The following is a 25,498-nucleotide window of genomic DNA, read 5'->3' as shown; positions in this document are numbered from 1 at the left end:
AACAGTTATCGGTAACATTGTCCTGCCGGGGCAAAAGAGAAGCAATATCCAAACGTGCGCGAAGTGAATAAGTGTGAGCTACTTCAAATTTGTCAGTTCAAATAGATCCACCCGGTGACAAGGTGAAACCTAAATCTAACATTTTCGGGGTAACTGCCTCACCACGAATGCGCGCCAGCAGGCGTTCTGCGCCAATGCGGCCCATACGTTCACGCGGGGTCAGGACGCTCGCCAGACGCGGCTCCATCACCTGGCCGATGTCGTGGCCGTGGAAACCGGCGATCGCCATATCATCAGGGATCTTCAGCCCCAGACGCTGACACTCAAACGCCGCGCCAACCGCCAGGTCATCGTTGGTACAGAAAATACCGTCCAGTTGCGGATACTCGCGCCGCGCCTGACGCATCAGCTCAATACCCGACGTATAGGAGGAGGACTGCTCCACCATCACGCTGTACGGGGTTAAGTTCGCGTCGAGCATCGCCTGCTCGTATCCCTTCTGTTTGATGATAGTACGTTCATCAAGACGCGCACCCAGATAGGCGATATGACGATGCCCACGGGCGATGATGGCCGCCGTCATCTGGCGCGCCGCTTCGAAGTTATCGAACCCCACGGCGATGTCGAGGCACGGCGACTGGCTGTCCATCAGCTCCACCACCGGGATACCGGCCACTTCAATCATTTTGAGCGTGCGGGCAGTGTGGGTACGTTCCGTTAAAATCAGGCCGTCAATGTTCCAGGAAAGCATCGATTCAAGACGTTCCTCTTCCAGTTCCGGCTTGTACCCGTAGTGGGCGAGCATGGTCTGATAGCCAAAAGCATCGGTGACGCTTTCAATGCCGCGCAAAACTTCGGCGAAAACCTGGTTGGTCAGGGAAGGAAGCAGGACGCCCACCGCACGGCTGGTCGCATTGGAGAGAATATCTGGCGCGCGGTTGGGGATATAACCCAGTTCATCAAGGGCAGCGGCAATCTTGCCACGTAACGCCACGGAAACCTGTTCCGGGTTACGTAAAAAACGGCTGACCGTCATTTTGGTCACACCGACGCGATCGGCGACATCCTGAAGTACGGGGCGTTTCTTTTTCATCGTCCTGAGAAATCTTGAAGTGAGAGATTTGCTCAGTTTATCACGGACAAAGCCCATCCTTCCCCTGTCAAAGGGAAGGATGGGCATTTATTTATGATTTATTACACCGGCGGCAGGTCAAACAGCAGAATTTCACTTTCGCTGTCGGCATGCACGGAGAGCGCCTGCTCATCCCAGACGGCCAGGCCATCGGCGGTTGTCGCTTTGGTGCCGTTGATGGACACTTCACCTTTCACCACCTGGATCCAGACGCGGCGGTTGGCGGCAATCTGGTGCACAGACTGTTCGTCTTTCGCCAGCGCCCAGCGGTACAGCTCCATATCCTGATGCACCTTCAGGGAACCTTCACGCGCATCCGGGGACAGCACCAGTTGTTTGCCCTGTTTCGCGTCGAAGCGGCGCTGCTCGTAGCGCGGCGTGATGCCGGTTTCTTCTGGAATGATCCAGATTTGATACAGGTGCAGTTTTTCCGTTTTGCTCGGGTTGTACTCGGAGTGACGCACCCCGGTACCCGCGCTCATAATCTGGAACTCGCCCGCCGGAACCTGCTCTTTGTTGCCCATGCTGTCCTGGTGTTCCACCGCCCCTTCCAGCACATAGGTCAGGATTTCCATGTCTTTGTGCGGGTGGGTGCCGAAGCCCTGGCCTGCATCAATCACGTCGTCGTTAATCACGCGCAGTGCGGAGAAGCCCATGAAGTTCGGGTCGTAGTAGTCGGCAAACGAGAATGAATGCCATGAGTCCAGCCAGCCATGATTCGCGTGACCACGTTCGTTTGCTTTGCGTAAGTAGATCATTGTTTCACCCTCAGTTCGTTTCGATGGAGTAAGTGTGGACGCAAACGGCCTGGGATCATAGAGGGTGAAAATTGACTCCTCTGTTCAAAAATTATGAATAAGCGCAGAGGAGCCGTTTTTGCTTATTTCGCGAGGGTTATCGTGGCAGGAGAAGCCTGCTCGAAGGCCCGCTCGAGGATTTCCAGGTTGGTCAGAACGTCAGATTCCTTGACGTAATTCGCCGTGCCGGATGTGAGGGTTTCATACAGCGCATCGTAGACGCGGCCATAATCGCCAATTTCCGGTTTCAGCTCTTCCCTGACCGTCACGCCCTCATCGTTTACGTACTCCAGCACGCCCACGGAATCGTCCGCCGCAAAGCCCGGCTCGCCCGGCATGATGTTGGCCTTCAGGCTGGTCTCCTGCTGGTCGATGCCGTATTTAATGAACGAGCCTCGGGTGCCGTGAACGATAAATTTCGGATAGTCGATTTTCACCAGATGGCTGGTTTTGACGATGGCTTTCAGGTCGCCGTAGAACAGCTGCGCTTCAAAGGTGTCGTCCGGGTTAGCTTTGTTACGCAGGCTGCGGATGTCGTATGCGACATGATCCGGTCGGCCAAACAGGGAGATGATCTGGTCCATGGTGTGCACCCCCAGACCGTAGAACGAGCCGTCCTGCGGCAGTCCGGGCTGGGTTTCCGCTACCGGACGGTAGTAATCGAAGTGGCTTTCGATTTCCACAATGTCGCCCAGCCTGCCGCTTTCAATCGCTTTTTTCGCCGTCAGGAAGCAGCTGTCAAAGCGACGGTTCTGATACGGCGTAACGGTCAGGCCTTTACTTTTCGCCAGCGCGAACAGCTCTTTTGCTTCGGCGATGGTCGGGGTGAACGGTTTTTCCACCAGCACGTTTTTACCCGCTTCCAGCGCGCGTTTCGCATAGTCAAAATGGCTGTCGGCATGGGTGCAGACAACAACCAGTTTGACCTGCGGGTCGTTAAGCACTTCATCAAGATCGCTGGTGAAATGGATATGAGAATACTGCGGGGATTGCTCTTCCGGCTTCGCGCGGCGGCGATAGATATGGGCCACATGCCAGCTGCCTTTACGGTTGAGAACATACGGCAGGTGGTAGCGGGTCGTACTTTTACCAAATCCAATAAATGCGCAATGTAGTGTCATGGCTCAGTCCTTTTGGAAGGTTACTGAGTCTAACCATAACAAAAAAAAAGCCAGCTAAAAGCTGGCTAAAGTAATACTGGAAGCAATGTGAGCAATGTCGTGCTTTCAGGTTCCCGTAGCGGTCTTCCTGAATGCAGAGCAATAATAATCATTCTCATTCGCACTTGTCCAATACTTTTTGCAAAAAATAGCGGTTGACTCAAATTTTAAAGTCATTGATGTTGGAAGGGACATTTAACTGACTGAGGAATAAGGAATGAGTGAGATAGTGATACGCCACGCGGAACCGAAAGATGCCGAAGCCTTACGCCAGAACTACATGCATCCCGGGGTGTATCACGACACGCTACAGCTACCTCATCCATCCCTTGAGTACTGGCAAGAACGTCTGATTACAAAACCAGGGCAAAGACGTCTGGTTGCCTGCATTGATGAACAAATCGTCGGCGATCTGATGCTTCAGGTGGAAGCCAGCCCGCGACGCAGCCATGTAGCAACGTTCGGTATCAGCGTTGCGGCGCACGCTCAAGGAAGCGGCGTCGGGAGCGCGCTCATGCGCGAGATGATCAACCTGTGCGACAACTGGCTGCGTATTGAACGGATTGAATTAACGGTGTTTGCCGATAACCCTTCCGCTCTCGCGCTTTACCGAAAATTTGGTTTTGAAATCGAAGGGACCGGCAGGAAATTTGCCCTGCGCAACGGCGAGTATGTGGATGCGTACTATATGGCGCGAATGAAGTAGTTTGTTGCCCTCACCCTAACCCTCTCCCACTGGAAGAGGGAATAATAAACGTAGGCCGGGTAAGGCGAAGCCGCCACCCGGCAACAACACGTTAATACCCCGCCGTCAAATCATCCACCGACCGCGGATCCGACGCGCCAAACAGCGCCCCGTCTGGCCCAACCATAATGCTCTGGGTGCTGCCCATCGCCTCCTTCACCGCCACCTTCTGCCCGCGCTGTTCAAGCAGCTTGATGGTGTCCGGGCTAAAGCCCTTCTCCACGCGCAGCTCGTCCGGCAGCCACTGGTGATGGAAACGCGGAGCGTTGGTCGCTTCGGCGACGTTCATCCCAAAGTCGATGCTGTTCACAACCATCTGCAGCACGGTAGTGATAATACGGCTGCCGCCAGGGCTCCCGGTTACCAGCCAGGTTTTTCCGTCTTTCACGACAATGGTGGGCGACATGGACGATAGCGGACGCTTCTTCGGCCCGACGGCATTCGCATCGCCGCCCACCAGCCCGTAGACGTTCGGCACGCCCGGCTTGGCAGAGAAGTCATCCATCTCGTTGTTCAGCAGAATGCCGCTGTTGCCCGCCACAATCCCGGTGCCGAAAGTGGTGTTGAGCGTGTACGTCACCGCCACCGCGTTACCGTCTTTATCCACCACCGAGAAGTGGGTGGTCTGGTTGCTTTCATACGGCGCCAGCTTGCCGGGGCGGATCTCGCTCGACGGTTTGGCCTTGTTGATGTCAATCTGATCGGCAATGGATTTGGCATACGCCTTGTTGGTCAGCGCCTGCCACGGCACCTTGACGAAGTCCGGATCGCCGAGATATTCCGACCGGTCGGCGTAGGCGCGTTTTTCCGCTTCCGCCATCACCTGCATGGCGTCCGCGCTGCCGAAGCCGAACTTGTGCATATCGAAGTTTTCAAGAATGTTGAGGATCTGCACGATGTGGATCCCACCGGAGGACGGAGGCGGCATGGAAAATACCTCGTATCCGCGATAGGTGCCGCTAATCGGCTCGCGCTCCACCGCCTTGTATTCCGCCAGATCCGCTTTGGTGATGAGCCCTCCATTCTTTTGCATCTCTTCGGCAATCTGGTCGGCAATCGCCCCTTTGTAGAAGGCGTCGGGACCGTGCTCCGCAATCAGCTCCAGGCTTTTGGCGAGGTTCTTCTGCACCAGCTTATCGCCCTTCTTCAGCGGCTCGCCGTCTTTCCAGAAGATGGCCTTGCTGTTTTCATGATTGGGAATGACTTCGCTGCCGTAGGTCTTAAGATCGTCCGCCAGCGCATCGTTCACCACAAAGCCGTCCCGCGCCAGTTTAATGGCAGGCTGCACCACCTTGTTCAGCGGCATCGTGCCGTATTTTTCCAGCGCCAGCGAGAAGCCCGCAACGGTGCCCGGCGTGCCGGTGGCGAGGTGCGAAGTCAGGGATTTTTTGCTGTCAGGGTTACCCTGATCGTCGAGGAACATATCGCGGGACGCCTGAGAAGGCGCCATTTCGCGGAAATCGATGGCGGTGGTTTTGCCGTCTTTTGTACGCAGCATCATAAAGCCGCCGCCGCCCAGGTTCCCCGCCTGCGGATGCGTTACCGCCAGCGCATAGCCGACGGCGACCGCTGCATCCACCGCGTTACCGCCCTGCCTGAGAATATCGACGCCCACTTTTGTTGCCAGCGCATCCACCGACGCCACCATGCCATGGGTTGCCCGCACGGGATGAAAAACATCTTCCTCTACGCCGTAAGAGACCGGAGGCGCCGCTGGCGGGTTGGCCGCCACGCTAAATGTACCGCCTGCCATCAGCGCGGCGATGGCGACCCAGCGCAAAAACGTTGGTTTCATCATTATTGTTCTCCAGGTGAAGGGATCCATATTCCCCGCTTAAGCCTGGTTCACAACTCCTAAAAAATCATCGTCATGGTGAAATCAGGGTAAACTTAAGAGAGACCTCAAAAGGAGGAAATGACAATGAAACGCTTACTGATTCTTACGGCGCTGATCCCGTTTGCCGCGCTCGCACAGCCGCTTAACACCATGAACAACCCGAACCAGCAGGGTTATGTCATTCCGAGCCAGCAGCGTATGCAGACGGAGATGATGAGCCAGCAACAGCAGCAGAAAGGGATGCTTAATCAGCAGCTTAAAACGCAGACCCAAATGCAGCAGCAAAGCCTGCAAAATCAGATGAACGCCAACACCCAGCGCGTTCAGCAGGGTCAGGTGCGCGAGCAGCCGCTGCCGAATAAAAACGGCGGGATGTTAGGGGGAATGACGTCGTCAGGCAGCGGACAGCAGCACATGCTGCCGCCGCAGTCGAATGGCAGTATGCTTAATCCGCAGAACTAAAGTCCGGGCCGATCAGGTCGATTGCATCGGTACAGATACTGTCCACGCCCCAGCGCAGCAGTTCGGCTGCGCGCTGGGGTTTGTTAACCGTGTAGACCAGAATATGCAGGCCCGCGTCCTTCAGCATCTTCACCCGCGCCTCATCCAGCAGCCTGTGGTTGAGATGGATAGAGACACACGCTAAGCGTGTCGTCAGCTCGCGCCAGTCCTCGCGCCACTCGTCCAGCAGCAGCCCGCGCGGCAGCTCCGGCACGGCCGCCTGTGCGGCCTCCAGCGCATCGATTTCAAATGATGACAGCAGCGGTGCGGTCATCCCTTCCCACAGCTCGCGCGCGGCCAGGGCAATAACTTTGCCCGTCAGCGGCCCGGTGCCGGTGGTCGGTTTGATTTCGATATTGGCCATCATGCCGTGCTGGCGACAGCGGTCTGCCACTTCCGCCAGCAGCGGCAGCGGTTCGCCTTTGAACTCGCCGCTGTACCAGCTTCCGGCGTCCACCTTCAGCAGATCGCGCCACGGCAGCTCGCCCGCCACGCCCCAGCCGTTGCTGGTGCGTTCGAGGTTATCGTCATGCAGCAGGAAAATTTCGCCATCTTTCGACAGCTTGGCGTCGAACTCGATCATCGTGTGACCGTAGCGCGCGCCAACGTCAATCGCCGCCAGCGTGTTTTCCGGGGCCAGCTTACCGCCGCCCCGGTGGGCGACGACGTGGGGATAAGGCCAGTTGCTCATACTCGTTGTCCTGTTTCACCGTCAAACAGGTGCAGATGGTTTTCCGGCAGGTGCAGCCACAGCGTGCTGCCGGCTTTAGGGCGCTCCTGATGTGCCAGGCGCACCACCATTTTTTGTTCGCCCCAGCGCCCGTGCGCCAGGTTATCTGCACCCAACATCTCCAGCGTGTCCATCACCAGCGGCACGCCGCCTTCCGCCTGAGAGGCTAAACCGATATGTTCCGGGCGGATACCGAGCGTCATCTTACGCCCGGCGTAGCCACGATAGTACCAGTTGATCGGCAACGCCATCCCGCTTTCCAGCTCAAAATGCGTGCCCGCGCTGCTGATACGCCCTTCCAGCAGGTTCATTGCCGGGCTGCCGATAAAGCTCGCCACAAAGCGGGTGGCCGGTTTCTCGTACACTTCCACCGGAGTGCCAATCTGCTCGGCGATGCCTTTGTTCATTACCATCACGCGCTGGGCGAGGGTCATGGCTTCGACCTGATCGTGGGTCACGTACAGGGAGGTTGTTTTCAGACGACGGTGCAGCTGCTGCAGCTCAAGACGCATCTGCACGCGCAGCTTGGCGTCGAGGTTAGACAGCGGCTCGTCGAAGAGGAATACCGCCGGGTCGCGCACGATGGCGCGCCCCATCGCCACGCGCTGGCGCTGGCCGCCGGAGAGCTCCCGCGGGCGGCGCTTCAGCAGGCCGTCGAGTTCCAGAATGCGCGCCGCTTCTTTTACGCGCTCGTCGATATGGCCTTTGCCCATGCCGCGGATTTTCAGCCCCCAGGCCATGTTCTCTTCCACGCTCATGTGCGGATAGAGGGCGTAGTTCTGGAACACCATCGCAATGCCTCTGTCTTTCGGCTCCATCTCGGTGACGCGCTGGCGGTCAATCCAGATATCCCCCGACGTCACGCGCTCCAGCCCCGCCACCATGCGCAGCAGGGTGGATTTGCCGCAGCCGGACGGGCCGACCATCACGATGAATTCCCCGTCCGCCACGTCGAGCGTGAGCGGCTGAATCACCTGGGTTTTGCCGTCCCAGCTTTTGGTTACTGCCTGAAGTTTTAAACCTGCCATCTTATTTCTCGCTATCGACCAGGCCGCGGACAAACGCGCGCTGCATGGCTAAAACAATAACTACGGGTGGGATAAGGGTGAGCAGCATCGCCGCCATCACCTGGTTCCAGAGGGTGGTGCCTTCGCCGGTGGCGATCATGCCTTTGATGCCCGCCACGGCGGTGCCGAGGTTAACGTCCTGAATAATCAGCAGCGGCCACAGGTACTGGTTCCAGCCGTAGATAAAGGTGATCACAAACAGCGCTGCAAGGTTGGTTTTCGACAGCGGCAGCACGATGTCGCGGAAGAAGCGCATCGGCGACGCGCCGTCGATACGCGCCGCTTCAATCAGCTCGTCCGGCAGGGTCATAAAGAACTGGCGGAACAGGAAGGTGGCGGTCGCCGAGGCCATCAGCGGCAGGGTTAAGCCCGCGTAGCTGTCGAGCATCTTCAGGTTGGCAATCACCTCCACCGTCGGGAATATACGCACCTCAACCGGCAGCATCAGGGTGATAAAAATCATCCAGAAAAACAGGTTGCGCAGCGGAAAACGGAACCAGACGATGGCGAAGGCCGAGAGCATCGACACCGTGATTTTGCCGACCGTAATGCCGAACGCCATGATGAAGCTGTTGAGCATCATCAGCCAGAACGGCGCGCTGTTGGCGCCCACGCCCTGGGTCCAGATGGTTTTCATGTTCTCGAAAAGATGCGTGCCTGGGATCAGCGTCATCGGCGTGTCGAACACCGCTTTGGTGTCCAGCGTGGCGGCGACAAACGCCACGTACAGCGGAAACAGGATGACGATGATCCCTAAAATCAGCATGGTATGGCTGAAAATCGTCAGCCCGCGACGGTTCTCAATCATTGGTAGCGCACCTTACTTTCAACATAGCGGAACTGCACCACCGTGAGGATGATGACGAGGAACATCAGCACGACGGACTGCGCGGCAGAGGCGGAGAGATCCAGCCCCGCAAAGCCTTCGCGATAGATCTTATAGATAAGCGTCGTGGTCGCCTGCACCGGGCCGCCTGCGGTCGCCGCGTCGATCACCGGGAAGGTATCGAAGAAGGCGTACACGAGGTTAACCACCAGCAGGAAGAAACTCACTGGGGCGATCAGCGGCAGCGACAGCCTGAAGAAACGACGAATGGGCCCTGCGCCGTCAATTGCCGCGGCTTCCACCAGCGAGCGCGGAATGGACTGCAGCGCGGCAAAGAAGAACAGGAAGTTGTAGCTGATCTGCTTCCACACCGAGGCGAACACCACCAGGAACATCGCCTGACCGCTGTTCTGGGCATGGTTCCAGTCGTAGCCGAACTCTGCCAGGAAGTGGGTAACCAACCCGCGCCCCGGGTTAAACAGGAAGATCCACAGCACGGCGGCGACAGCGGGAGCCACGGCGTAAGGCAGCAGCATCAGGGTTTGATAAATACGGCTGCCGCGCACCACGTAGTCCACCAGCGCGGCGAAAAACAGCGAGGCGACAAGGCCGCTGACGGTGACCAGCGCGCTGAACTTCATCGTCGTCCAGAAGGAATCCAGGTAGTAGCTGTCATGAAACAGCGCGGTAAAGTTGTCCAGACCAACAAACTGGCTGGAAAGCCCGAACGGGTCGACGCTTTGTACCGAGTACCACAGCGCTTCGCCCGCAGGCCAGATAAAGAAGATAACGGTGATGACCAGCTGCGGCGCGACCAACAGGTACGGAAGCCAGCGGGAACGGAACACCGGACGGGATGATGACATTGAGATTTGGTTCCTGGCGATTTCGGTTTTCTCCCTCTCCCTGTGGGAGAGGGTTGGGGTGAGGGCATCAGGCCGCATTAATCCGTAAGCCCGGAACGCTGCGCGTCACCGGGCATTTTTTTACGATTTGGTCGACTGCTCAAAGCGGCGCAGCAGTTGATTGCCGCGCTCTACCGCAGAATCCAGCGCCTGCTGTGGCGTTTTCTTCCCGGTCCACACGCTTTCCAGCTCTTCATCCACGATGGTGCGGATCTGCGGCATGTTGCCCAGGCGCAGGCCTTTGGTGAACGGCAACGGCGGCTTGTTCAGCATCTGACGCGTCGCGATGTCCGCCCCTGGGTTCTTGCTGTAGAAGCCCTGCTCGCGGGTCAGGTCGTACGCGGCTTTGGTGATCGGCAGGTAGCCGGTCTTCTGGTGCCATTCGGCGGCGTTTTCAGGCTTGGCCAGGAAGTCGAGGAACTCGGCTACGCCTTTGTAGGTGCCCTTGTCTTTACCCTGCATCACCCACAGGCTCGCCCCGCCGATGATGGCGTTCTGCGGCGCACCCTTCACGTCAGCGTCGTATGGCATCATGCCCACGCCGTAGTTGAATTTGGCGTAGTGGCGGATATCCGCCAGCGAGCCGGACGAGGCAGTGGTAATGGCGCAGTCGCCGTTGTAGAATTTCTCGGTGGATTCGTCTTTACGTCCGAAGTAGCTGAAGTCGCCCTTCTTGTTAAGATCGGCAAGCAGCGCGATGTGCTTCACCTGTTCCGGCTTGTTGAACTCCAGCACCGCGTCGGTACCGTCGAAGCCGTTGTTTTTGGTCGCAACCGGCAGGCCGTGCCAGGCGCTGAAGTTTTCAATCTGGATCCAGCCCTGCCAGCCGCTGGCGTAGCCGCACTTCATCCCCGCCGCTTTCAGCTTCGCGGTGTACTCCGCCAGGTCCTGCCAGGTTTTTGGCGGCTGCTCCGGGTCTAAACCGGCTTTTTTGAAGGCGTCTTTGTTGTAGTACAGCACAGGCGTGGAGCTGTTAAACGGCTGGGACAGCAGGTGGCCGGTTTTGGAATCGGTGTAGTAACCCGCTACGGTCGGCACGAACTGCGACTCATCGAAGTTGATGCCCGCTTCTTTGAACACTTCATAGACCGGCTTGATGGCTTTGGAAGCCATCATGGTGGCGGTACCCACTTCATAAACCTGCAACAGCGCAGGCGCGTTGCCGGTACGGAAGGCGGCGATACCCGCGCTCAGGCTCTGCTCGTAATTGCCTTTGTACACCGGCACAATTTTGTAATCCGGATGGGCGTCGTTGAAACGCTGCGCCAGGGAGTCAACTTCTTTACCCAACTCCCCTTCCATGGAATGCCAGAACGGAATGGTGGTGACAGCCATTGCGTTCGTCGCAAAAGCCAGACCCAGTGCCAGACCCAAAGCTGTGTGTCGTAACGATGTCATTGTCATCTCTCTTATTGTGCCGGATGCGCGATATCACGCGTTTTATGCTCGCGAGGTAACATGACATGCTCGAATTACAGAAAAATAACTGTTTGTTTACAGATAAGTGACAGCCAGGCGTCAGGGGGATGATGGTTGTGTGAAGGGGGAGGTTGGTTTGGGTGCTGTCTGGTGCCCTCACCCACGGGGAGAGGGAGAAAACATTAAAAAAGGCAACTTGCGTTGCCTTTTTGCTTTTACCTATCCGCCCAAATACGCGCTCCGCACCGCTTCGTTCGCCAGCAGCGCGTCGCCGGTATCCTCCAGCACCACGCGGCCGTTCTCCAGCACGTAGCCACGGTCAGCGAGCTTCAGCGCCTGGTTGGCGTTCTGCTCAACGAGGAAGATGGTCATCCCCTCTTTGCGCAGCTGCTCGATAGTGTCGAATATCTGCTGGATGATGATCGGCGCCAGACCGAGCGACGGTTCATCCAGCAGCAGCAGGCGCGGCTGGCTCATCAGCGCGCGGCCAATCGCCAGCATCTGCTGTTCACCGCCGGACATGGTGCCCGCACGCTGAATGCGGCGCTCCCACAGGCGCGGGAAGAGTTCGTACACCCACTTGATGCGGGTCTGGTATTCATCGCGATGGGCGAAGAACCCGCCCATCGCCAGGTTCTCTTCCACCGTCATGCGGGAGAAGACGCGGCGCCCTTCCGGAACAATCGCCACCGCCTCGCGCATGATTCTGGCGGTCTGCCAGTCGGTAATGTCTTTACCATCGAACACAATCCGCCCGCTGGTGGCGCGCGGGTCGCCGCACAGGGTGCCGAGCAGCGTGGTTTTGCCCGCGCCGTTGGCGCCAATCAGGGTGACGATTTCACCCTGATTGATGTGCAGGCTGACGTCGTGCAGCGCCTGGATCTTGCCGTAGTGCGCGTTGACCTTGTCGAACGTTAACATCGCTTTTTCCATCTTATGCCTCACCAAGGTATGCGCGGATCACGTCCGGGTTGTTGCGGATCTCTTCCGGCGTGCCGTTTGCCAGCGGTGTGCCCTGGTTTACCACGTAGATACGGTCCGAAATGCCCATCACCAGCTTCATGTCGTGCTCAATCAGCAGGATGGTGGTGTCGTGACTGTCGCGCAGCTCGGCGATCAGCTCGTCCAGCTCTTTGGTCTCTTTCGGGTTGAGCCCTGCCGCCGGTTCGTCGAGCATCAGGATTTCCGGCTGCGTCACCATGCAGCGCACGATCTCCAGGCGACGCTGGTCGCCGTAGGCCAGGTTGCTCGCCTGACGGTTGGCGTGCTGCAGCAGGCCAATTCGGTCGAGCCAGGTCGCCGCGCGGTCAAGCGCTTCATCCTGGGCGCGGCGGAAGGCCGGGGTTTTCAGCAGGCCGGAGAACAGCCCGGTTTTCAACTGCTGATGCTGGGCCACCAGCAGGTTCTCAATTACCGTCATCTCGCGGAACAGACGCACGTGCTGGAAGGTACGCACCACGCCCATGCGGGCGATCTGCTGGCCCGGCAGCCCTTCCAGGTGCTGATCGCGCAGCATGATGGTGCCGCCCGTCGGCTTGTAGAAGCCGGTCAGACAGTTAAAGACCGTGGTTTTCCCCGCGCCGTTCGGGCCAATCAGGGAGACAATCTCTTTCTTGTGCAGATCCAGATTCACGTTGTTGACCGCCAGCAGGCCGCCAAAACGCATCATCAAGCCGTTAACGGATAATAATGGCTGACTCATGCCTGCTCTCCTTTCGCCTGAGTGCGTTTCAGCTTCAGCTGTGGACGGGTCATCGGCAGCAGACCCTGCGGACGCCAGATCATCATCAGCACCATCAAACCACCCAGCATCAGCATGCTGTATTCGTTAAAGTCGCGCATCAGCTCGCGCGAGACCACCAGCAGGATAGCCGCGAGGATAACGGCGAACTGCGAGCCCATCCCGCCCAGCACCACAATCGCCAGCACAAAGGCGGATTCGGCAAAGGTGAACGATTCCGGGCTAACGAAGCCCTGACGCGCGGCAAACAGCGTTCCGGCGAAACCGGCAAATGCGGCGCTGATGGTAAACGCGGTCAGCTTGATGCGGGTCGGGTTCAGGCCCAGAGAGCGGCAGGCGATCTCATCTTCACGCAGCGCTTCCCACGCGCGGCCCAGCGGCATGCGCAGCAGACGGTTGATCACAAACAGGGTAATCACCACCAGCAGCAGCGCCACCAGATAGAGCCAGATCACGCGGTCGGACGGGTCATACTTCACGCCGAAGAAGTTGCTGAAGGTATCCCAGCCGCCTTCGCGGGCGGTACGGCTAAATTCCAGTCCGAAGAAGGTCGGTTTCGGGATCTGGCTGATGCCGTTCGGGCCGCCGGTCACTTCGGTGTTGTTCAGCAGCAGGATACGGACGATTTCACCGAAGCCTAAGGTCACAATCGCCAGGTAGTCACCGCGCAGGCGCAGCACCGGGAAGCCGAGCAGAAAGCCTGCGGCGGCTGAAACCAGCCCCGCCAGCGGCAGGCAGGTCCAGAAGCCGAGACCGTAATAGTGGTTCAGCAGCGCGAAAGTGTAAGCTCCGATGGCGTAGAAGCCGCCGTAGCCCAGCACCAGCAGGCCCGAGAGCCCCACGACCACGTTCAGACCGAGGCCGAGAATCACGTAGATCATGGTCAGAGTGGCGATATCCACGGTGCCGCGAGACACCACAAACGGCCACGCCACGGCGGCCACCAGCAGCGCCGCGAGGAACAGCTTCTGCTTAACGGTAGACCCGTCGATTGCCGGCAGGACGAACTTCGGTCCGGAGACGTTTTTCAGCGTCTTCTGGAACAGCGGACGCAGCAGCTGGAACAGAAACACCACGGCCGTGCCGATAAACACCCACTGCCAGCGGATGTCGGGGGCGGTATCCACCACCAGCTTCGTGCCGTCCAGACCTAACTGGACGCCCATAAAGACGCCCGCCAGCACGAAGAACATGGCGGCAGAGAGCAGCGCCATTGCAAAATGCATCGGTTTCATACTTTCTCTACCTCCGGACGACCCAGAATACCGGTAGGCATCACCAGCAGAACCAGAATCAGCAGTGCAAACGACACCACATCTTTATATTCCGTGCTCAGATACGCCGAGGAGAGCGCTTCCGCCACGCCCAGGATCAGGCCGCCAATCATCGCGCCCGGAATACTGCCGATACCGCCCAGTACCGCCGCGGTGAAGGCTTTCATCCCGGCCATAAAGCCGATGTACGGGTTGATCACGCCGTAGAACTGGCCGAGCAGCACGCCCGCCACCGCCGCCATCGCTGCGCCAATGACGAAGGTCAGGGCAATCACGCGGTCGGTGTTAATGCCGAGCAGGCTCGCCATCTTCAGGTCTTCTGCGCACGCGCGGCAGGCGCGTCCCATACGCGAGTAGCGGATGAACAGCGTCAGGGCGAGCATCGCAATAAAGGTCACGACCCAGATAACCAGCTGCATGGTGGTGATAGAGGCAGAGAAGTTTTCGCTGGCCCCCACGATCCACTGGCCGTTAAACAGGCTTGGCAGCGCCACGTCGCGCGAGCCTTCGGTCAGGCTGACGTAGTTTTGCAGGAAAATGGACATACCGATCGCGGAGATCAGCGCAATCAGGCGCTTGGAGCTGCGCACCGGCCGGTAGGCCACGCGCTCGATGCTCCAGCCGTAGGCGCTGGCAATCACAATCGCGCCGACAAACCCGGCGGCGACCAGCAGCCAGCTGCTGTCGATGCCCATCATCATCAGCGCGGCGATAATCATAAAGGAGACGTAGCTACCGATCATGTACACCTCGCCGTGGGCGAAGTTGATCATGCCGATAATGCCGTAAACCATCGTATAGCCGATGGCAATCAGCGCGTAGGTGCTTCCCAGCGTGACGCCGTTAAACATCTGCTGCAGGAAATAGAGAAACTGCTCGGACATATGCAAACCTTTTTATACCCGCCCGTCATGCCGGGCGGTGGGATAATTATTTGGCGGCCGAGGATGAACCGTCGGCGTGCCACTTAAAGACACCAAACTCAAATCCCTTCAGATCGCCTTTCTCATCCCAGTTCAGCGGCCCAATCACGGTGTTCGCCCCGTGCGCTTTTAAATCTTTCACCAGATCCAGCGGTTCTTTGCTGCCGGAGCGTTCCAGCGCGGTGGCCAGAGACTGTACGGCCGCGTAGGTGATCCAGACGTACGGACCACTCGGATCTTTCTTCTGCGCCTTGAGCGCATCCACGATAGCCTTGTTGGCCGGATCCTGGTCATAGCGTTTTGGCATCGTCACCAGCATGCCTTCGGCAGAATCCCCCGCGATGTTTGACAGGGATGCATTGCCCACGCCCTCTGGCCCCATAAACTGGGTCTTCAGACCGGTGGCGCGCGCCTGACGCAGCATCTGGCCCATCTCCGGGTAGTAGCCACCGTAGTAAACGAAGTCGATATTCTCTTTTTGCAGGCGAGCAATCAGCGCGGAGAAGTCTTTCTCACCGGCGGTAATGCCGTCGAAGAAGACGATGTTCGCGCCGCCTTTTTTCAGGCCGTCCTGCACGGAGCGCGCCAGGCCTTCGCCGTACTGCTGTTTGTCATGAATAATGGCAATGCGCTGTGGCTTAACGGTCTCGAGAATGTATTTGGCGGCGGTTGGCCCCTGCGAGGAGTCCAGACCGGCGGTACGCATAATGTGCTGGTAGCCGCGCTGGGTCAGCTCCGGGTTAGTTGCGCCCGGGGTGATCATCAGAATGCCTTCGTCTTCGTAAATATCAGACGCCGGCTGCGTGGAGGATGAGCACAGGTGGCCGATCACATACTGAATACCGTCGTTAACGATTTTGTTGGCGACCGCGACGGCCTGTTTAGGATCGCAGGCGTCGTCATATTCCACGCCTACCAGCTTGTCGCCTTTGATGCCGCCCTTAGCATTGATGTCTTTGATGGCCTGGCGCGCGCCGTTGAACTCCATGTCACCCCACTGGGCAACAGGGCCGGACATCGCGCCCACTACCGCAACCTTAATGTCCTCCGCCATGGCGGCATGCGAGATCGACAGTGCGACCATCCCCGCGATTAACGTCTTCGCGTTCCTTTTCATCTCTGAATCCCCATTCGTGATGTCGTGTTTATATTTTGTTTTATTATGGTTAAAAAGCATTCTGTACTTTTAATGAACAACGCTATTTTTACCAGTGCCTTTAATGGTTTAGCGCAGTTTTTTGTCAAAAACCAGACTAAAATCTCTATTTTTCAGGCGATTAAGCAAAGATAATATTCTGAAATCAGGCAGAGATAAACAAATAAAAGTGCAGTTTGCAGCATAAAATAACGGTACAAAGCGCCGAATAAATCACTACCATTCAGGTTAAAATTCTGCTTATTTTTCGATCCATGTGTTTTCAAACTGCCCATCGCGTTGCCAAAAAACTAATCACCTGGTTAATGAGAATAAAAAGAGGAAGCCGCTGAGTGAATAAATTGAGTACACTGCCTCTACTCAATTTGATTTGGACAAGTAGCTAATGAAACTGACTATCGTGCGTCTGGTGACCTTTAGCGACCAGGATCATATCGACCTGGGCAAGATCTGGCCGGAATATTCCCCTTCATCGCTGCGCGTTGATGAGACCCACCGCATTTACGCCGCGCGTTTTAACGAACGCCTGCTGGCAGCGGTTCGCGTCACTCTGAGCGGTACGGAAGGGGCGCTGGACTCGCTGCGCGTACGTGACGTCACCCGTCGTCGCGGCGTGGGACAGTATTTAATTGAAGAAGTGATCCGCGAAAATCCGAGCGTGACCTCATGGTGGATGGCTGACGTGGGCGTGGAAGACCGCGGCGTGATGGCGGCGTTTATGCAGGCGTTAGGGTTTATGGCGCAGGAGAGCGGGTGGGAGAAGCGCCAGGGCTGATTAGTGCGGCCTGATGCCCTCACCCCGGCCCTCTCCCACGGGGAGAGGGTGAAAACATTAAAAAAGGCAACTTACGTTGCCTTTTTGCTTTTATTTTGCGTCAGTCGCCGTGCCGTTAGCATGCCAGTCAAACACGCCGAACTCGAAGCCCTTCAGGTCTCCCTTCGCGTCCCAGGAGAGTGGTCCCATGACGGTCTGGACCGTGTTCGCTTTCAGCCAGGTGGCAATCTCAGCCGGATCGGCCGACTGGTTCAGGCCCGCCTGCAGAGACTGCAGCGCCGCGTAGGTGGTCCAGACGAACGCGCCGCTTGGATCCTGTTTCTTCGCCTTGATGGCATCTACGATAGGTTTGTTCGCAGGGACCTGGTCGTAGTTCTTCGGTTTGGTCACCAGCAGGCCTTCAGCTGATTCACCCGCGATGTTAGACAGGGATACGTTCGCCACGCCTTCCGGGCCCATAAACTGGGTTTTCAGGCCCGCAGCGCGCGCCTGGCGAAGGATCTGGCCCATTTCCGGATGGTAGCCACCGTAGTAAACGAAATCAATATTCTCTTTCTTCAGACGCGCCACCAGGGTGGAGAAGTCTTTCTCACCGGCGGTGATCCCGTCGAAGAACACCACGTCGGCATTGGCTTTCTTGAGGTTGTCCTGCACTGAACGCGCCAGACCTTCACCGTACTGCTGCTTGTCATGAACGATAGCAATGCGCTTCGGCTTCACTTTTTCAACGATGTATTTCGCCGCGGTTGGGCCCTGGTCAGAGTCCAGGCCGGTGGTGCGCAGGATGAGCTTATAACCCCGCGACGTCAGCTCCGGTGCGGTCGCTGCCGGGGTGATCATCAGAATACCTTCGTCTTCGTAGATGTCAGACGCAGGCTGAGTAGAGGAAGAGCACAGGTGACCGATAACGTATTTGATCCCGTCGTTCACCACTTTGTTCGCGACCGCGACCGCTTGTTTCGGGTCACAGGCATCATCATATTTTACGATCTGCAGTTTTTCGCCCTTGATACCGCCCTTAGCATTAATGTCTGCAACCGCCTGTTCAGCGCCGGTAAACTCCTGGTCGCCGTACTGTGCTACCGGACCGGACATCGCGCCAACTACAGCCACCTTGATGTCTGCCTGTGCCATGGTGCTGAATGCCAACGCGATACATCCTGCCAGTAACGCTTTACCCTTCATGTTCATCCTGAGATTCCCCATTATTATGGTTATTACGATTGTTGTGATGTTGTTGTGCAGCGCTTTATGTCAGTTATAGGTGTGCTGTCCGCGCTTTTTCAGCATACTCTGCTAAAACATACCCGATTTTTATGATTTTGGAATAGCTAATTTGAAATGAATATATGATAGGCCCGGCAGGGATTTTCGCCGGGCATATGGCTTTAACGTGTCAGCGACGCGGAGATAATGTCCAGCGCTTTACGGAACTGCGCTTCGGGGATCGTCAGCGGATACAGGAAACGAATGACGTTGCCGTAGACGCCGCAGCTCAGAAGAAGCAGCCCTTCCTGCAGCGCGCGCTCCTGCACCTGGCGGGTAAACTCCGGAGAAGGCTGGCCCGTTTGCGGGTCGTTAAACTCCACCGCCACCATCGAGCCCTGGGCGCGAATGTCAGCGATATACGGGCAGTGTTCCTTTGCTTTGTTCAGCACTTCCACCAGGTGATGGCCAAGATGCGCCGAGCGCGTGCAGAGATCCTCTTCATCAATCACGTCGAGCACGGCATGCGCCGCGGCAATCGCCAGCGGGTTTCCGGCGTAGGTACCGCCCAGCCCGCCCGGTGCAGGAGCGTCCATGACCGCTGCCCGGCCCGACACCGCTGAGAGCGGCATCCCGCCCGCCAGGCTTTTCGCCATGGTGATCAGATCGGGCTTCACGCAGTGGTGTTCCATCGAGAACAGCTTGCCGGTACGGGCAAAGCCGCTTTGCACCTCGTCGGCAATCAGCAAAATACCGTGGGTGTCGCACAGGGCGCGCAGCGCCTGCATAAAATCAGCTGGCGCAATGTTGAAACCGCCCTCTCCCTGAACCGGTTCGAGAATAATGGCCGCGACCTGGTCAGGTGCGATATCCGCTTTAAAGATACGTTCCAGGCTTTTCAACGCTTCCGCCGTGCTGACGCCGTGCAGTTCATTCGGATACTGCGCGTGATAAACCGAACCGGGGAACGGGCCAAAGCCGAGCTTGTACGGCGCAACTTTGCCGGTCAGCGCCATGGTCATAAAGGTGCGGCCGTGGAACGCGCCGCCAAAGGTGATAAGGCCAGGACGTTTGGTGTACGCCCGGGCAATTTTGACCGCGTTTTCGACCGCCTCAGCCCCCGTGGAGAAGAACGCGGTTTTGGCCGGACCGTCAACGGGCACGCGCTGGTTGATGCGCTCGGCAAGCGCCACATAGCCTTCATACGGCACGATCTGGTACGCCGTATGGGTAAAGGCGTGGAGTTGTTTTTCGATGGCGGAAATGACTTTGGGATGGCGATGGCCGGTATTCAGCACCGCGATCCCGGCGGCGAAGTCGATGTACTCGTTGCCTTCCACGTCCCACACCGTGGCGTTTTCAGCTTTATCGGCATAGAAGTTACACATCACGCCGATGCCGCGCGGCGTCGCCTGTAAACGCCGGTCGTTCAGTTCGTTATTTTTCACCCTGTCCCCCTGAGAAAGTCGCCTGCTTAGCGCATCAGTAAGTGTTTGCCAGGGGGAGAGAATTCGCCAGAGCGGGCGCTAAAAAAACAAAACCCCCAGACTTTCATCCAGGGGTTCTCGGTGTACTTCGCGGAAATTACGCTTCGATAGCGGCGCGAAGTTTTTTCATGGCGTTCTTTTCAAGCTGACGGACACGTTCCGCAGAAACGCCGTAGCGGTCGGCCAGCTCCTGCAGCGTGGACTTGTTGTCTTCGTCCAGCCAGCGGGCGCGGATAATATCCTGGCTACGTTCGTCGAGGCCTTCCATCGCATGGGTCAGCTTGTTCGCGGCCTGATCTTCCCAGTTGTCCTCTTCGATGCCGTCAGCAAAGTTAGAGGTTTTATCCTGCAGATACAGAACCGGGGCCATCGGCTGGCTGTCAGATGCGTCGTCGTCGGAGGACATATCAAAGGTCATGTCCTGCGCGGCCATACGGGATTCCATCTCACGCACGTCTTTGCTGGTTACGCCCAGCTCGCGCGCCACCATTTCCACTTCATCCTGGTTGAACCAGCCCAGACGCTGCTTGGTTTTACGCAGGTTAAAGAACAGTTTACGCTGCGCTTTTGTCGTGGCGACCTTCACGATACGCCAGTTGCGCAGCACGTATTCGTGAATTTCTGCTTTGATCCAGTGTACGGCGAAGGAGACCAGTCGCACACCCACTTCCGGGTTGAAGCGACGTACAGCCTTCATCAGACCGATGTTACCTTCCTGAATCAAGTCCGCCTGCGGCAGGCCGTAGCCCGCATAATTACGAGCAACGTGAACAACAAAGCGCAGGTGAGACAGGATCAGCGTCTTAGCTGCTTCCAGATCGCCCTGGTAATGCAGCTTTTCAGCAAGCTCCTTTTCTTCCTCGGCCGTTAACATCGGCCAGGTGTTCGCAGCCCGGATGTAAGATTCCAGGTTACCAACAGGGGCTAAAGCTAAAGTTTGCATTTCTTTGGTCATTCATTCCTCTCAATGTTTCTTCTGGTCCAGGTTGTCCCCGTCAGGCAACAACCATGCCAAAGCGTTTGAGCAACGAGATTAGCATTCACTCTTTTATCAGACAGTGATTTTATCCACAAGTTCCAGGTGCAACGGTGAATAAATTACGCACAAATTGTGACATGGAGATGATAACAGGGGAAGCGACAACAGGGACGCTTTCCCTGCAGAGCGAACTTATCGGTGCAGGGAAAGATTATATCACGCTTTTATTAGTCGGGAGTAAAGTGACGTAAATGTTGAACGGTTGCCAGCCAGGCTGCCACCCACCCAATCATCGAGCAAACCAGCAGCAGTAACAGGCACTCATCGAAGCCTAAGCCACTGATATCAAACTTCGTTCCGAAAACCTGCGCCACTTCAGTGACGGCAGACGAGAGCCGCAGCACCAAAATTTCTGACAATATCAGTGAAAGAAATGCACCGGAAAAACCGAGCAGTGCGCCGCCGTAAAGGAACGGTCGAAGGATGAAGCCATCCGTCGCACCAATCAGTTTCTGCACGTTGATGGTATCGCGACGGGCAAAGATGCTCAGGCGCACGCTGTTGCCGATGACGAGGAAGACCGCCGCCACCATCAGCACGCCAATCATCGCCGCGACGCGTCCTACCAGCCCGGTCAGGGCTGAGAGACGCGCAAACCAGCTGTCGTCCATGCGCACTTCATCAATGCCCTTAATGCGCGTGATGCGATCGCGCAGGGTGTTAAGCGAATCGGTCCCCTGGAAATCCAGCTTCGGGATCACCACCGCCACGGCGGGCAGCGGGTTCTCTTCAAGCATATCCAGCGCGCCGCCAAAACCAGACCAGTTACGGAACTCGCCCAGGGCGTCTTCACGCGAGAGATAGTTGACCTTCTCCACGCCCTGCTCGGCCTGGATTTGCCCAACCACCTGCGCGGCGGCGTTATCGTCGAGGGCTTTATCCAGATAGACCGTGATTTGCGGAGATGGATAATACTGTGAGGCCGCCTGGTTGACGTTTTTATAGACCATATAGCAGACGCTTGGCAGCGTCAGGGAGATGGCGATCACCATCACCGTCAGGAACGTCGCCAGCGGTTTGCTTTTCAGGTCCTGCAGCGCGCCGTGGAAAGCGTAGCGCACCTGCTCGTTGAACACGTTGGTTTTACGGGAGGCCGGTTTTGGCGCGGCCTTCTGGCGCTTCGGCGCATTACGATTGCCATCACCACCGCCCTGCGGCTTACGGAAACGGTCAAACCGGTTTCCGAACTGCCGAATCTGGTTTATTGCATCACGCTTATTCACCGTGGCCTCCGTGCAAATGACCGTCGCTCAGGGACAGCATGCGGTACGAACGGCGGGAAATGAGCCCGATGTCGTGCGTCGCCATCAATACCGTGACCCCTACGCGGTTGAATTCCTCAAACAGACGCAAAATCCCTTCGGACAGAGCATCGTCCAGGTTACCGGTCGGTTCATCCGCCAGCAGTACGGCAGGCTTGTTCACCACCGCGCGGGCGATGCCCACGCGCTGCTGTTCACCGCCGGAGAGCTGGATCGGGAAGTTCTTCGCTTTGTCCAGCAGCCCGACCTTATCCAGCGCCGCAGAGACGCGACGGCGGATATCGTCATAGCTGGCGCCGGCAATAATCAGCGGAATGGCCACGTTATCGAAAACGGTGCGATCCATCAGCAGGTGGTGATCCTGGAAAATCATGCCGATCTGACGACGCAGGAACGGCACTTCGCGGTTTTTCAGGCGGCTGATCTCATGGCCGCCGAAAAAGATTTTCCCGGCGCTTGGCCGCTCGATCCCACAGATAAGCTTGAGCAGGGTACTTTTCCCCGCGCCGGAATGGCCGGTCAGGAATGCCATCTCGCCCGGCTGCAGGTGGAATGTCACCCCCTGCAGCGCTTGTCTCCCACCGAGATAGGCCTTGCTGACGTGTTCAAAGCGAATCATTGTTAGTCCTCTCGGGCAAATAATGCCTCAATAAAGTCGTCCGCCTTAAACGGACGCAAATCCTCAATACGCTCGCCCACACCGATGTAGCGGATAGGAATGCCGAACTGGTCGGCCACGGAGAAGATCACCCCGCCTTTCGCGGTGCCGTCCAGCTTGGTCAGCGCGATCCCCGTCAGTCCTACCGCTTCAGTGAACAGCTTCGCCTGGCTGATGGCGTTCTGTCCGGTGCTGGCATCAATGGTCAGCATAATTTCATGCGGTGCGTCTTCGTCCAGCTTCTTCATGACGCGAACGATTTTCTTCAACTCTTCCATCAGGTGCGATTTGTTCTGCAAACGCCCTGCGGTATCGGCAATCAGCACGTCCACGTTGCGCGCCTTCGCCGCCTGGATGGCATCGAAGATCACGGACGCGGAGTCAGCGCCGGTATGCTGGGCAATCACCGGAATGTTGTTGCGCTGGCCCCAGACCTGCAGCTGCTCAACCGCTGCCGCGCGGAAGGTATCGCCCGCCGCCAGCATCACCGATTTGCCCTGCTGTTCGAACTGACGCGCCAGCTTGCCGATGGTGGTGGTTTTACCCACGCCGTTCACGCCGACCATCAGAATAACAAATGGCGTTTTGCCTTCAATATTAAGCGGTTCGTCAACTTTTGCGAGAATTTCACCCATCTCGTCTTTCAGCAGACCGTACAACGCTTCAGCGTCGCGCAGCTGTTTACGGCTCGCCCCTTCGGTCAGGTTGGCGATGATCTTACGGGTGGTTTCCACGCCGACGTCCGCAATCAGCAGCTGTTCTTCCAGCTCTTCAAAGAGATCGTCGTCGATCTTCTTGCCGCGGAACAGACTGATAAATCCGGAACCTAAGTTTTCTTTGGTTTTGAGCAGGCTGCGCTTCAGGCGCGCGAAGAAACCTTCTTTGGTCGGTTTTTCCTGCTCCTGAACGATCTCGTCTTCGGCCTGCTCTTCCACCGGCACGACGATGACCGCTTCTTCCGCGGCTTGTGCTGCCAGCGCCTGGGCTTCCAGCTCTTCGTCGGTCAGCTCTGGCTCGAGTGCAGCTTCTTCTTCCACCGCCTCAACAATTTCAACGGTTTCCGCTTCCGCCTGCCACTCTTCGGCAGAGGCCTCTTCGGCCTTCACCTCTTCCGGCAGCGGCAGCTCTTCGTGCTCGATAACGGCCTGTGGCGCTTCGATAGCGGCTTCTACGACAACCGGTTCTGGCTTCTCGCTCTCCTGAACCTGTTCCGTGACCTCAACCACCTCTTGTGCAAAGGTTTCAATCTCTTCTTTGCTGTGCGCCGTCTCTTCCGCATCGACTACCGCGGCGGTTTCTACAGGCGTTTCAGGCTGCGACTGCTCTTCAACGGCTTGTTGCTCTTCGGTTTTCTGTTCTGTTTCTTGCTCTTTTTCACCGAAGCCCAGCCAGGAAAAGAAGCCACGTTTTTTTTGTTTTGCCATCTGCGACTACACTCCTCGCGGCGCTATATACATGGAAGCTAAAAAAATGATGAAATAGTCTAACACTTTACTTAATTGACATCACCGCCCGCAATCGCAGGCCAATTGTTAACAGAGCTTTCCTGAGATGAAGAAACCCAACCGCGCCCCGGCCGGTCAAATTCGTATTATCGGCGGTCAGTGGCGAGGCCGGAAATTACCGGTGCCGGACAGCCCCGGTTTACGCCCTACTACCGACCGCGTGCGCGAGACGCTTTTTAACTGGCTGGCCCCGTCAATGGTAGACGCCCACTGCCTGGACTGCTTCGCCGGAAGCGGCGCGCTCGGACTGGAAGCGCTGTCGCGCTATGCCGCCAGCGCCACGCTGCTGGAGATGGAGCGCGGCGTTGCACAGACGCTGCAGCAAAATCTGGCGACGCTGAAAGCGAGCAACGCCAAAGTCGTGAACACCAACACGCTGAGTTTTCTTGCGCAGAAAGGCACGCCGCACACCGTGGTGTTTGTCGATCCACCGTTCCGCAAGGGGCTGCTGGAAGAGACGTTATCCCTGCTGGAGCAAAACGGCTGGCTGGCGGATGACGCGCTAATTTACGTTGAAAGCGAAGTGGAAAACGGTTTACCGCCGGTTCCCGCCCACTGGGATTTGCACCGCGAAAAGGTCGCTGGTCAGGTGGCCTATCGTCTTTATCACCGTCAGGCACAAGGAGGCTCCGATGCCGGTACTGATTAACCTGGGACGTTTGCTGATGCTGGGCGTCTGGGCGTTCCTGATTCTGAATCTGGTGCACCCGTTCCCGCGCCCGATGAACATTTTCGTTAACGTCGCGCTGATTTTCACATCGTTCATGCACGCCCTGCAGATGGTGATGCTGAAAAACGGCCTGCCGAAAGACGGCCCGCAGATGACGGGCTGGCAGCAGCTTCGCGTATTTATTTTCGGCGTGTTTGAACTGCTGGTGTGGATGAAGAAGTTTAAGGCGCAGGTGAAGAAGTAAGGTACGGCCTGATGGCCTCACTCTAACCCTCTCCCACAGGGAGAGGGGACCGTGCGTGCATTATTCCGTCCTGAACCCTTCAAACCGCGTCCCTTTGAAGCTCAGCGTTCCTTTCTCCCCCACCGTCAGCTGATGGTACTGCTGCGCCTCCAGGCGGAAGGTCATCTCCAGGCCGCCCGTTTCCGGCCTAAAGCTCGCCTCATAGCGCATTGCTATGCCCGCAGGCGTCACCTGCTGCTGGCGCGAGCGGCGATCGTTGAGCGGTTTCTCGCGTTTGTTGGTCACCACCACGCGCTTTTGCATCAGCGGTGCGGCATCGTTATCCGCCTTCTCGCGGCGCTGCTGCACGAAACGGAACGAGGCGGCAATGACGATAATCGCCACCACGATAATGAAAAAAAGCGGCATCTTGCTCATTCGACAATCCCATCAGATTTTG

26 protein-coding genes are annotated in these 25,498 nt (G+C 57.3%); 5 read left to right on the top strand and 21 right to left on the bottom strand.

The features are described 5' to 3' along the window. Positions 1-97: 97 nt before the first annotated feature. The 3 genes from gntR to F0320_RS01325 form a co-directional block, all read right to left on the bottom strand. Entirely contained in the window at positions 98-1,093 is a 996-nt protein-coding gene (gene gntR / locus F0320_RS01335; protein ID WP_024906706.1) for a gluconate operon transcriptional repressor GntR, read from the bottom strand. Positions 1,094-1,194: 101 nt separating this feature from the next. Further along, positions 1,195-1,890, bottom strand: a complete 696-nt coding sequence (locus F0320_RS01330; protein ID WP_003861565.1) for a pirin family protein — start codon at positions 1,888-1,890, stop codon at positions 1,195-1,197. Between the two features lie 122 nt (positions 1,891-2,012). Continuing rightward, complete coding sequence (locus F0320_RS01325; protein ID WP_126331158.1) at positions 2,013-3,050, bottom strand: oxidoreductase; 1,038 nt, start codon at positions 3,048-3,050, stop codon at positions 2,013-2,015. Between the two features lie 256 nt (positions 3,051-3,306). Between F0320_RS01325 and yhhY the strand changes: the two genes are divergently transcribed. Continuing rightward, positions 3,307-3,795, top strand: a complete 489-nt coding sequence (yhhY, locus tag F0320_RS01320) for an N-acetyltransferase (RefSeq protein WP_126331156.1) — start codon at positions 3,307-3,309, stop codon at positions 3,793-3,795. 91 nt (positions 3,796-3,886) lie between these two features. On the opposite strand, the gene ggt is transcribed toward yhhY, so the two are convergent. Further along, positions 3,887-5,632: a gamma-glutamyltransferase gene (gene ggt, locus F0320_RS01315; RefSeq protein ID WP_185807274.1), complete on the bottom strand. Its 1,746-nt coding sequence runs from the start codon at positions 5,630-5,632 to the stop codon at positions 3,887-3,889. Between the two features lie 123 nt (positions 5,633-5,755). Between ggt and F0320_RS01310 the strand changes: the two genes are divergently transcribed. Then, entirely contained in the window at positions 5,756-6,133 is a 378-nt protein-coding gene (locus tag F0320_RS01310) for a DUF2756 family protein (protein ID WP_032650582.1), read from the top strand. On the opposite strand, the gene ugpQ is transcribed toward F0320_RS01310, so the two are convergent. From ugpQ to livK, 10 genes are all read right to left on the bottom strand, one after another. Next, on the bottom strand, positions 6,117-6,863 hold the full coding sequence (gene ugpQ / locus F0320_RS01305; RefSeq protein WP_045888354.1) for a glycerophosphodiester phosphodiesterase: 747 nt from the start codon (positions 6,861-6,863) through the stop codon (positions 6,117-6,119). The two genes, F0320_RS01310 and ugpQ, sit on opposite strands and share 17 nt — an antisense overlap. Then, a complete protein-coding gene (locus tag F0320_RS01300; RefSeq protein ID WP_126331154.1) occupies positions 6,860-7,930 on the bottom strand; it encodes a sn-glycerol-3-phosphate import ATP-binding protein UgpC in 1,071 nt (356 codons plus the stop codon). The genes ugpQ and F0320_RS01300 overlap by 4 nt, the downstream gene beginning before the upstream one ends. 1 nt (position 7,931) lies before the next feature. Beyond that, positions 7,932-8,777 carry a sn-glycerol-3-phosphate ABC transporter permease UgpE gene (gene ugpE / locus F0320_RS01295; RefSeq protein WP_013099125.1) on the bottom strand — a complete coding sequence of 282 codons (846 nt, stop codon included), beginning with the start codon at positions 8,775-8,777 and terminating at the stop codon, positions 7,932-7,934. Further along, complete coding sequence (gene ugpA / locus F0320_RS01290; protein ID WP_126331152.1) at positions 8,774-9,661, bottom strand: sn-glycerol-3-phosphate ABC transporter permease UgpA; 888 nt, start codon at positions 9,659-9,661, stop codon at positions 8,774-8,776. Before ugpA ends, ugpE begins: the two co-directional genes overlap by 4 nt. Before the next feature lie 120 nt (positions 9,662-9,781). Continuing rightward, a complete protein-coding gene (gene ugpB / locus F0320_RS01285) occupies positions 9,782-11,098 on the bottom strand; it encodes a sn-glycerol-3-phosphate ABC transporter substrate-binding protein UgpB (protein ID WP_059445326.1) in 1,317 nt (438 codons plus the stop codon). 240 nt (positions 11,099-11,338) lie between these two features. Then, on the bottom strand, positions 11,339-12,052 hold the full coding sequence (livF, locus tag F0320_RS01280; RefSeq protein ID WP_008500102.1) for a high-affinity branched-chain amino acid ABC transporter ATP-binding protein LivF: 714 nt from the start codon (positions 12,050-12,052) through the stop codon (positions 11,339-11,341). A 1-nt stretch (position 12,053) separates the two neighbouring features. After that, positions 12,054-12,821, bottom strand: a complete 768-nt coding sequence (livG, locus tag F0320_RS01275; protein ID WP_023310024.1) for a high-affinity branched-chain amino acid ABC transporter ATP-binding protein LivG — start codon at positions 12,819-12,821, stop codon at positions 12,054-12,056. Beyond that, positions 12,818-14,095 carry a high-affinity branched-chain amino acid ABC transporter permease LivM gene (locus F0320_RS01270; RefSeq protein ID WP_126331150.1) on the bottom strand — a complete coding sequence of 426 codons (1,278 nt, stop codon included), beginning with the start codon at positions 14,093-14,095 and terminating at the stop codon, positions 12,818-12,820. The genes livG and F0320_RS01270 overlap by 4 nt, the downstream gene beginning before the upstream one ends. Continuing rightward, the gene (livH, locus tag F0320_RS01265) at positions 14,092-15,018 is read right to left on the bottom strand and encodes a high-affinity branched-chain amino acid ABC transporter permease LivH (RefSeq protein ID WP_013099131.1); all 927 of its coding nucleotides are present in this window, start codon (positions 15,016-15,018) and stop codon (positions 14,092-14,094) included. Before livH ends, F0320_RS01270 begins: the two co-directional genes overlap by 4 nt. A gap of 46 nt (positions 15,019-15,064) precedes the next feature. Further along, on the bottom strand, positions 15,065-16,174 hold the full coding sequence (gene livK, locus F0320_RS01260) for a high-affinity branched-chain amino acid ABC transporter substrate-binding protein LivK (protein ID WP_047653117.1): 1,110 nt from the start codon (positions 16,172-16,174) through the stop codon (positions 15,065-15,067). 424 nt (positions 16,175-16,598) lie between these two features. Between livK and panM the strand changes: the two genes are divergently transcribed. Next, the gene (panM, locus tag F0320_RS01255; RefSeq protein WP_126331148.1) at positions 16,599-16,988 is read left to right on the top strand and encodes an aspartate 1-decarboxylase autocleavage activator PanM; all 390 of its coding nucleotides are present in this window, start codon (positions 16,599-16,601) and stop codon (positions 16,986-16,988) included. 90 nt (positions 16,989-17,078) lie between these two features. Here the strand turns inward: panM and livJ are convergent, their stop codons facing one another. From livJ to ftsY, 6 genes are all read right to left on the bottom strand, one after another. Beyond that, positions 17,079-18,179: a branched chain amino acid ABC transporter substrate-binding protein LivJ gene (gene livJ / locus F0320_RS01250; RefSeq protein WP_148103336.1), complete on the bottom strand. Its 1,101-nt coding sequence runs from the start codon at positions 18,177-18,179 to the stop codon at positions 17,079-17,081. A gap of 197 nt (positions 18,180-18,376) precedes the next feature. Further along, positions 18,377-19,642 (bottom strand): 4-aminobutyrate--2-oxoglutarate transaminase, encoded by a 1,266-nt coding sequence (locus F0320_RS01245; RefSeq protein WP_126331146.1) that lies wholly within the window; start codon positions 19,640-19,642, stop codon positions 18,377-18,379. A 136-nt stretch (positions 19,643-19,778) separates the two neighbouring features. Then, entirely contained in the window at positions 19,779-20,636 is an 858-nt protein-coding gene (gene rpoH, locus F0320_RS01240) for an RNA polymerase sigma factor RpoH (RefSeq protein ID WP_024906692.1), read from the bottom strand. A 251-nt stretch (positions 20,637-20,887) separates the two neighbouring features. Then, the gene (gene ftsX / locus F0320_RS01235; RefSeq protein ID WP_126331144.1) at positions 20,888-21,943 is read right to left on the bottom strand and encodes a permease-like cell division protein FtsX; all 1,056 of its coding nucleotides are present in this window, start codon (positions 21,941-21,943) and stop codon (positions 20,888-20,890) included. After that, entirely contained in the window at positions 21,936-22,601 is a 666-nt protein-coding gene (ftsE, locus tag F0320_RS01230) for a cell division ATP-binding protein FtsE (RefSeq protein WP_047650913.1), read from the bottom strand. The genes ftsX and ftsE overlap by 8 nt, the downstream gene beginning before the upstream one ends. Positions 22,602-22,603: 2 nt before the next feature. Then, positions 22,604-24,064: a signal recognition particle-docking protein FtsY gene (ftsY, locus tag F0320_RS01225; RefSeq protein WP_126331142.1), complete on the bottom strand. Its 1,461-nt coding sequence runs from the start codon at positions 24,062-24,064 to the stop codon at positions 22,604-22,606. Positions 24,065-24,191: 127 nt separating this feature from the next. On the opposite strand from ftsY, the gene rsmD reads away from it, so the two are divergent. Both rsmD and F0320_RS01215 read left to right on the top strand, forming a co-directional pair. Beyond that, on the top strand, positions 24,192-24,794 hold the full coding sequence (gene rsmD / locus F0320_RS01220) for a 16S rRNA (guanine(966)-N(2))-methyltransferase (protein ID WP_104949671.1): 603 nt from the start codon (positions 24,192-24,194) through the stop codon (positions 24,792-24,794). Further along, positions 24,778-25,059, top strand: a complete 282-nt coding sequence (locus F0320_RS01215; RefSeq protein WP_010436509.1) for a DUF1145 family protein — start codon at positions 24,778-24,780, stop codon at positions 25,057-25,059. Before rsmD ends, F0320_RS01215 begins: the two co-directional genes overlap by 17 nt. Positions 25,060-25,119: 60 nt before the next feature. Here F0320_RS01215 and F0320_RS01210 read toward each other — a convergent pair whose 3' ends face one another. After that, positions 25,120-25,476: a DUF2500 domain-containing protein gene (locus F0320_RS01210; protein WP_126331140.1), complete on the bottom strand. Its 357-nt coding sequence runs from the start codon at positions 25,474-25,476 to the stop codon at positions 25,120-25,122. Positions 25,477-25,498 lie beyond the last annotated feature (22 nt).

Origin of the sequence: Enterobacter dykesii (assembly GCF_008364625.2) — a bacterium.
Lineage (GTDB): Bacteria > Pseudomonadota > Gammaproteobacteria > Enterobacterales > Enterobacteriaceae > Enterobacter > Enterobacter dykesii.
This window is presented reverse-complemented; position numbering and strand designations above follow the sequence as displayed.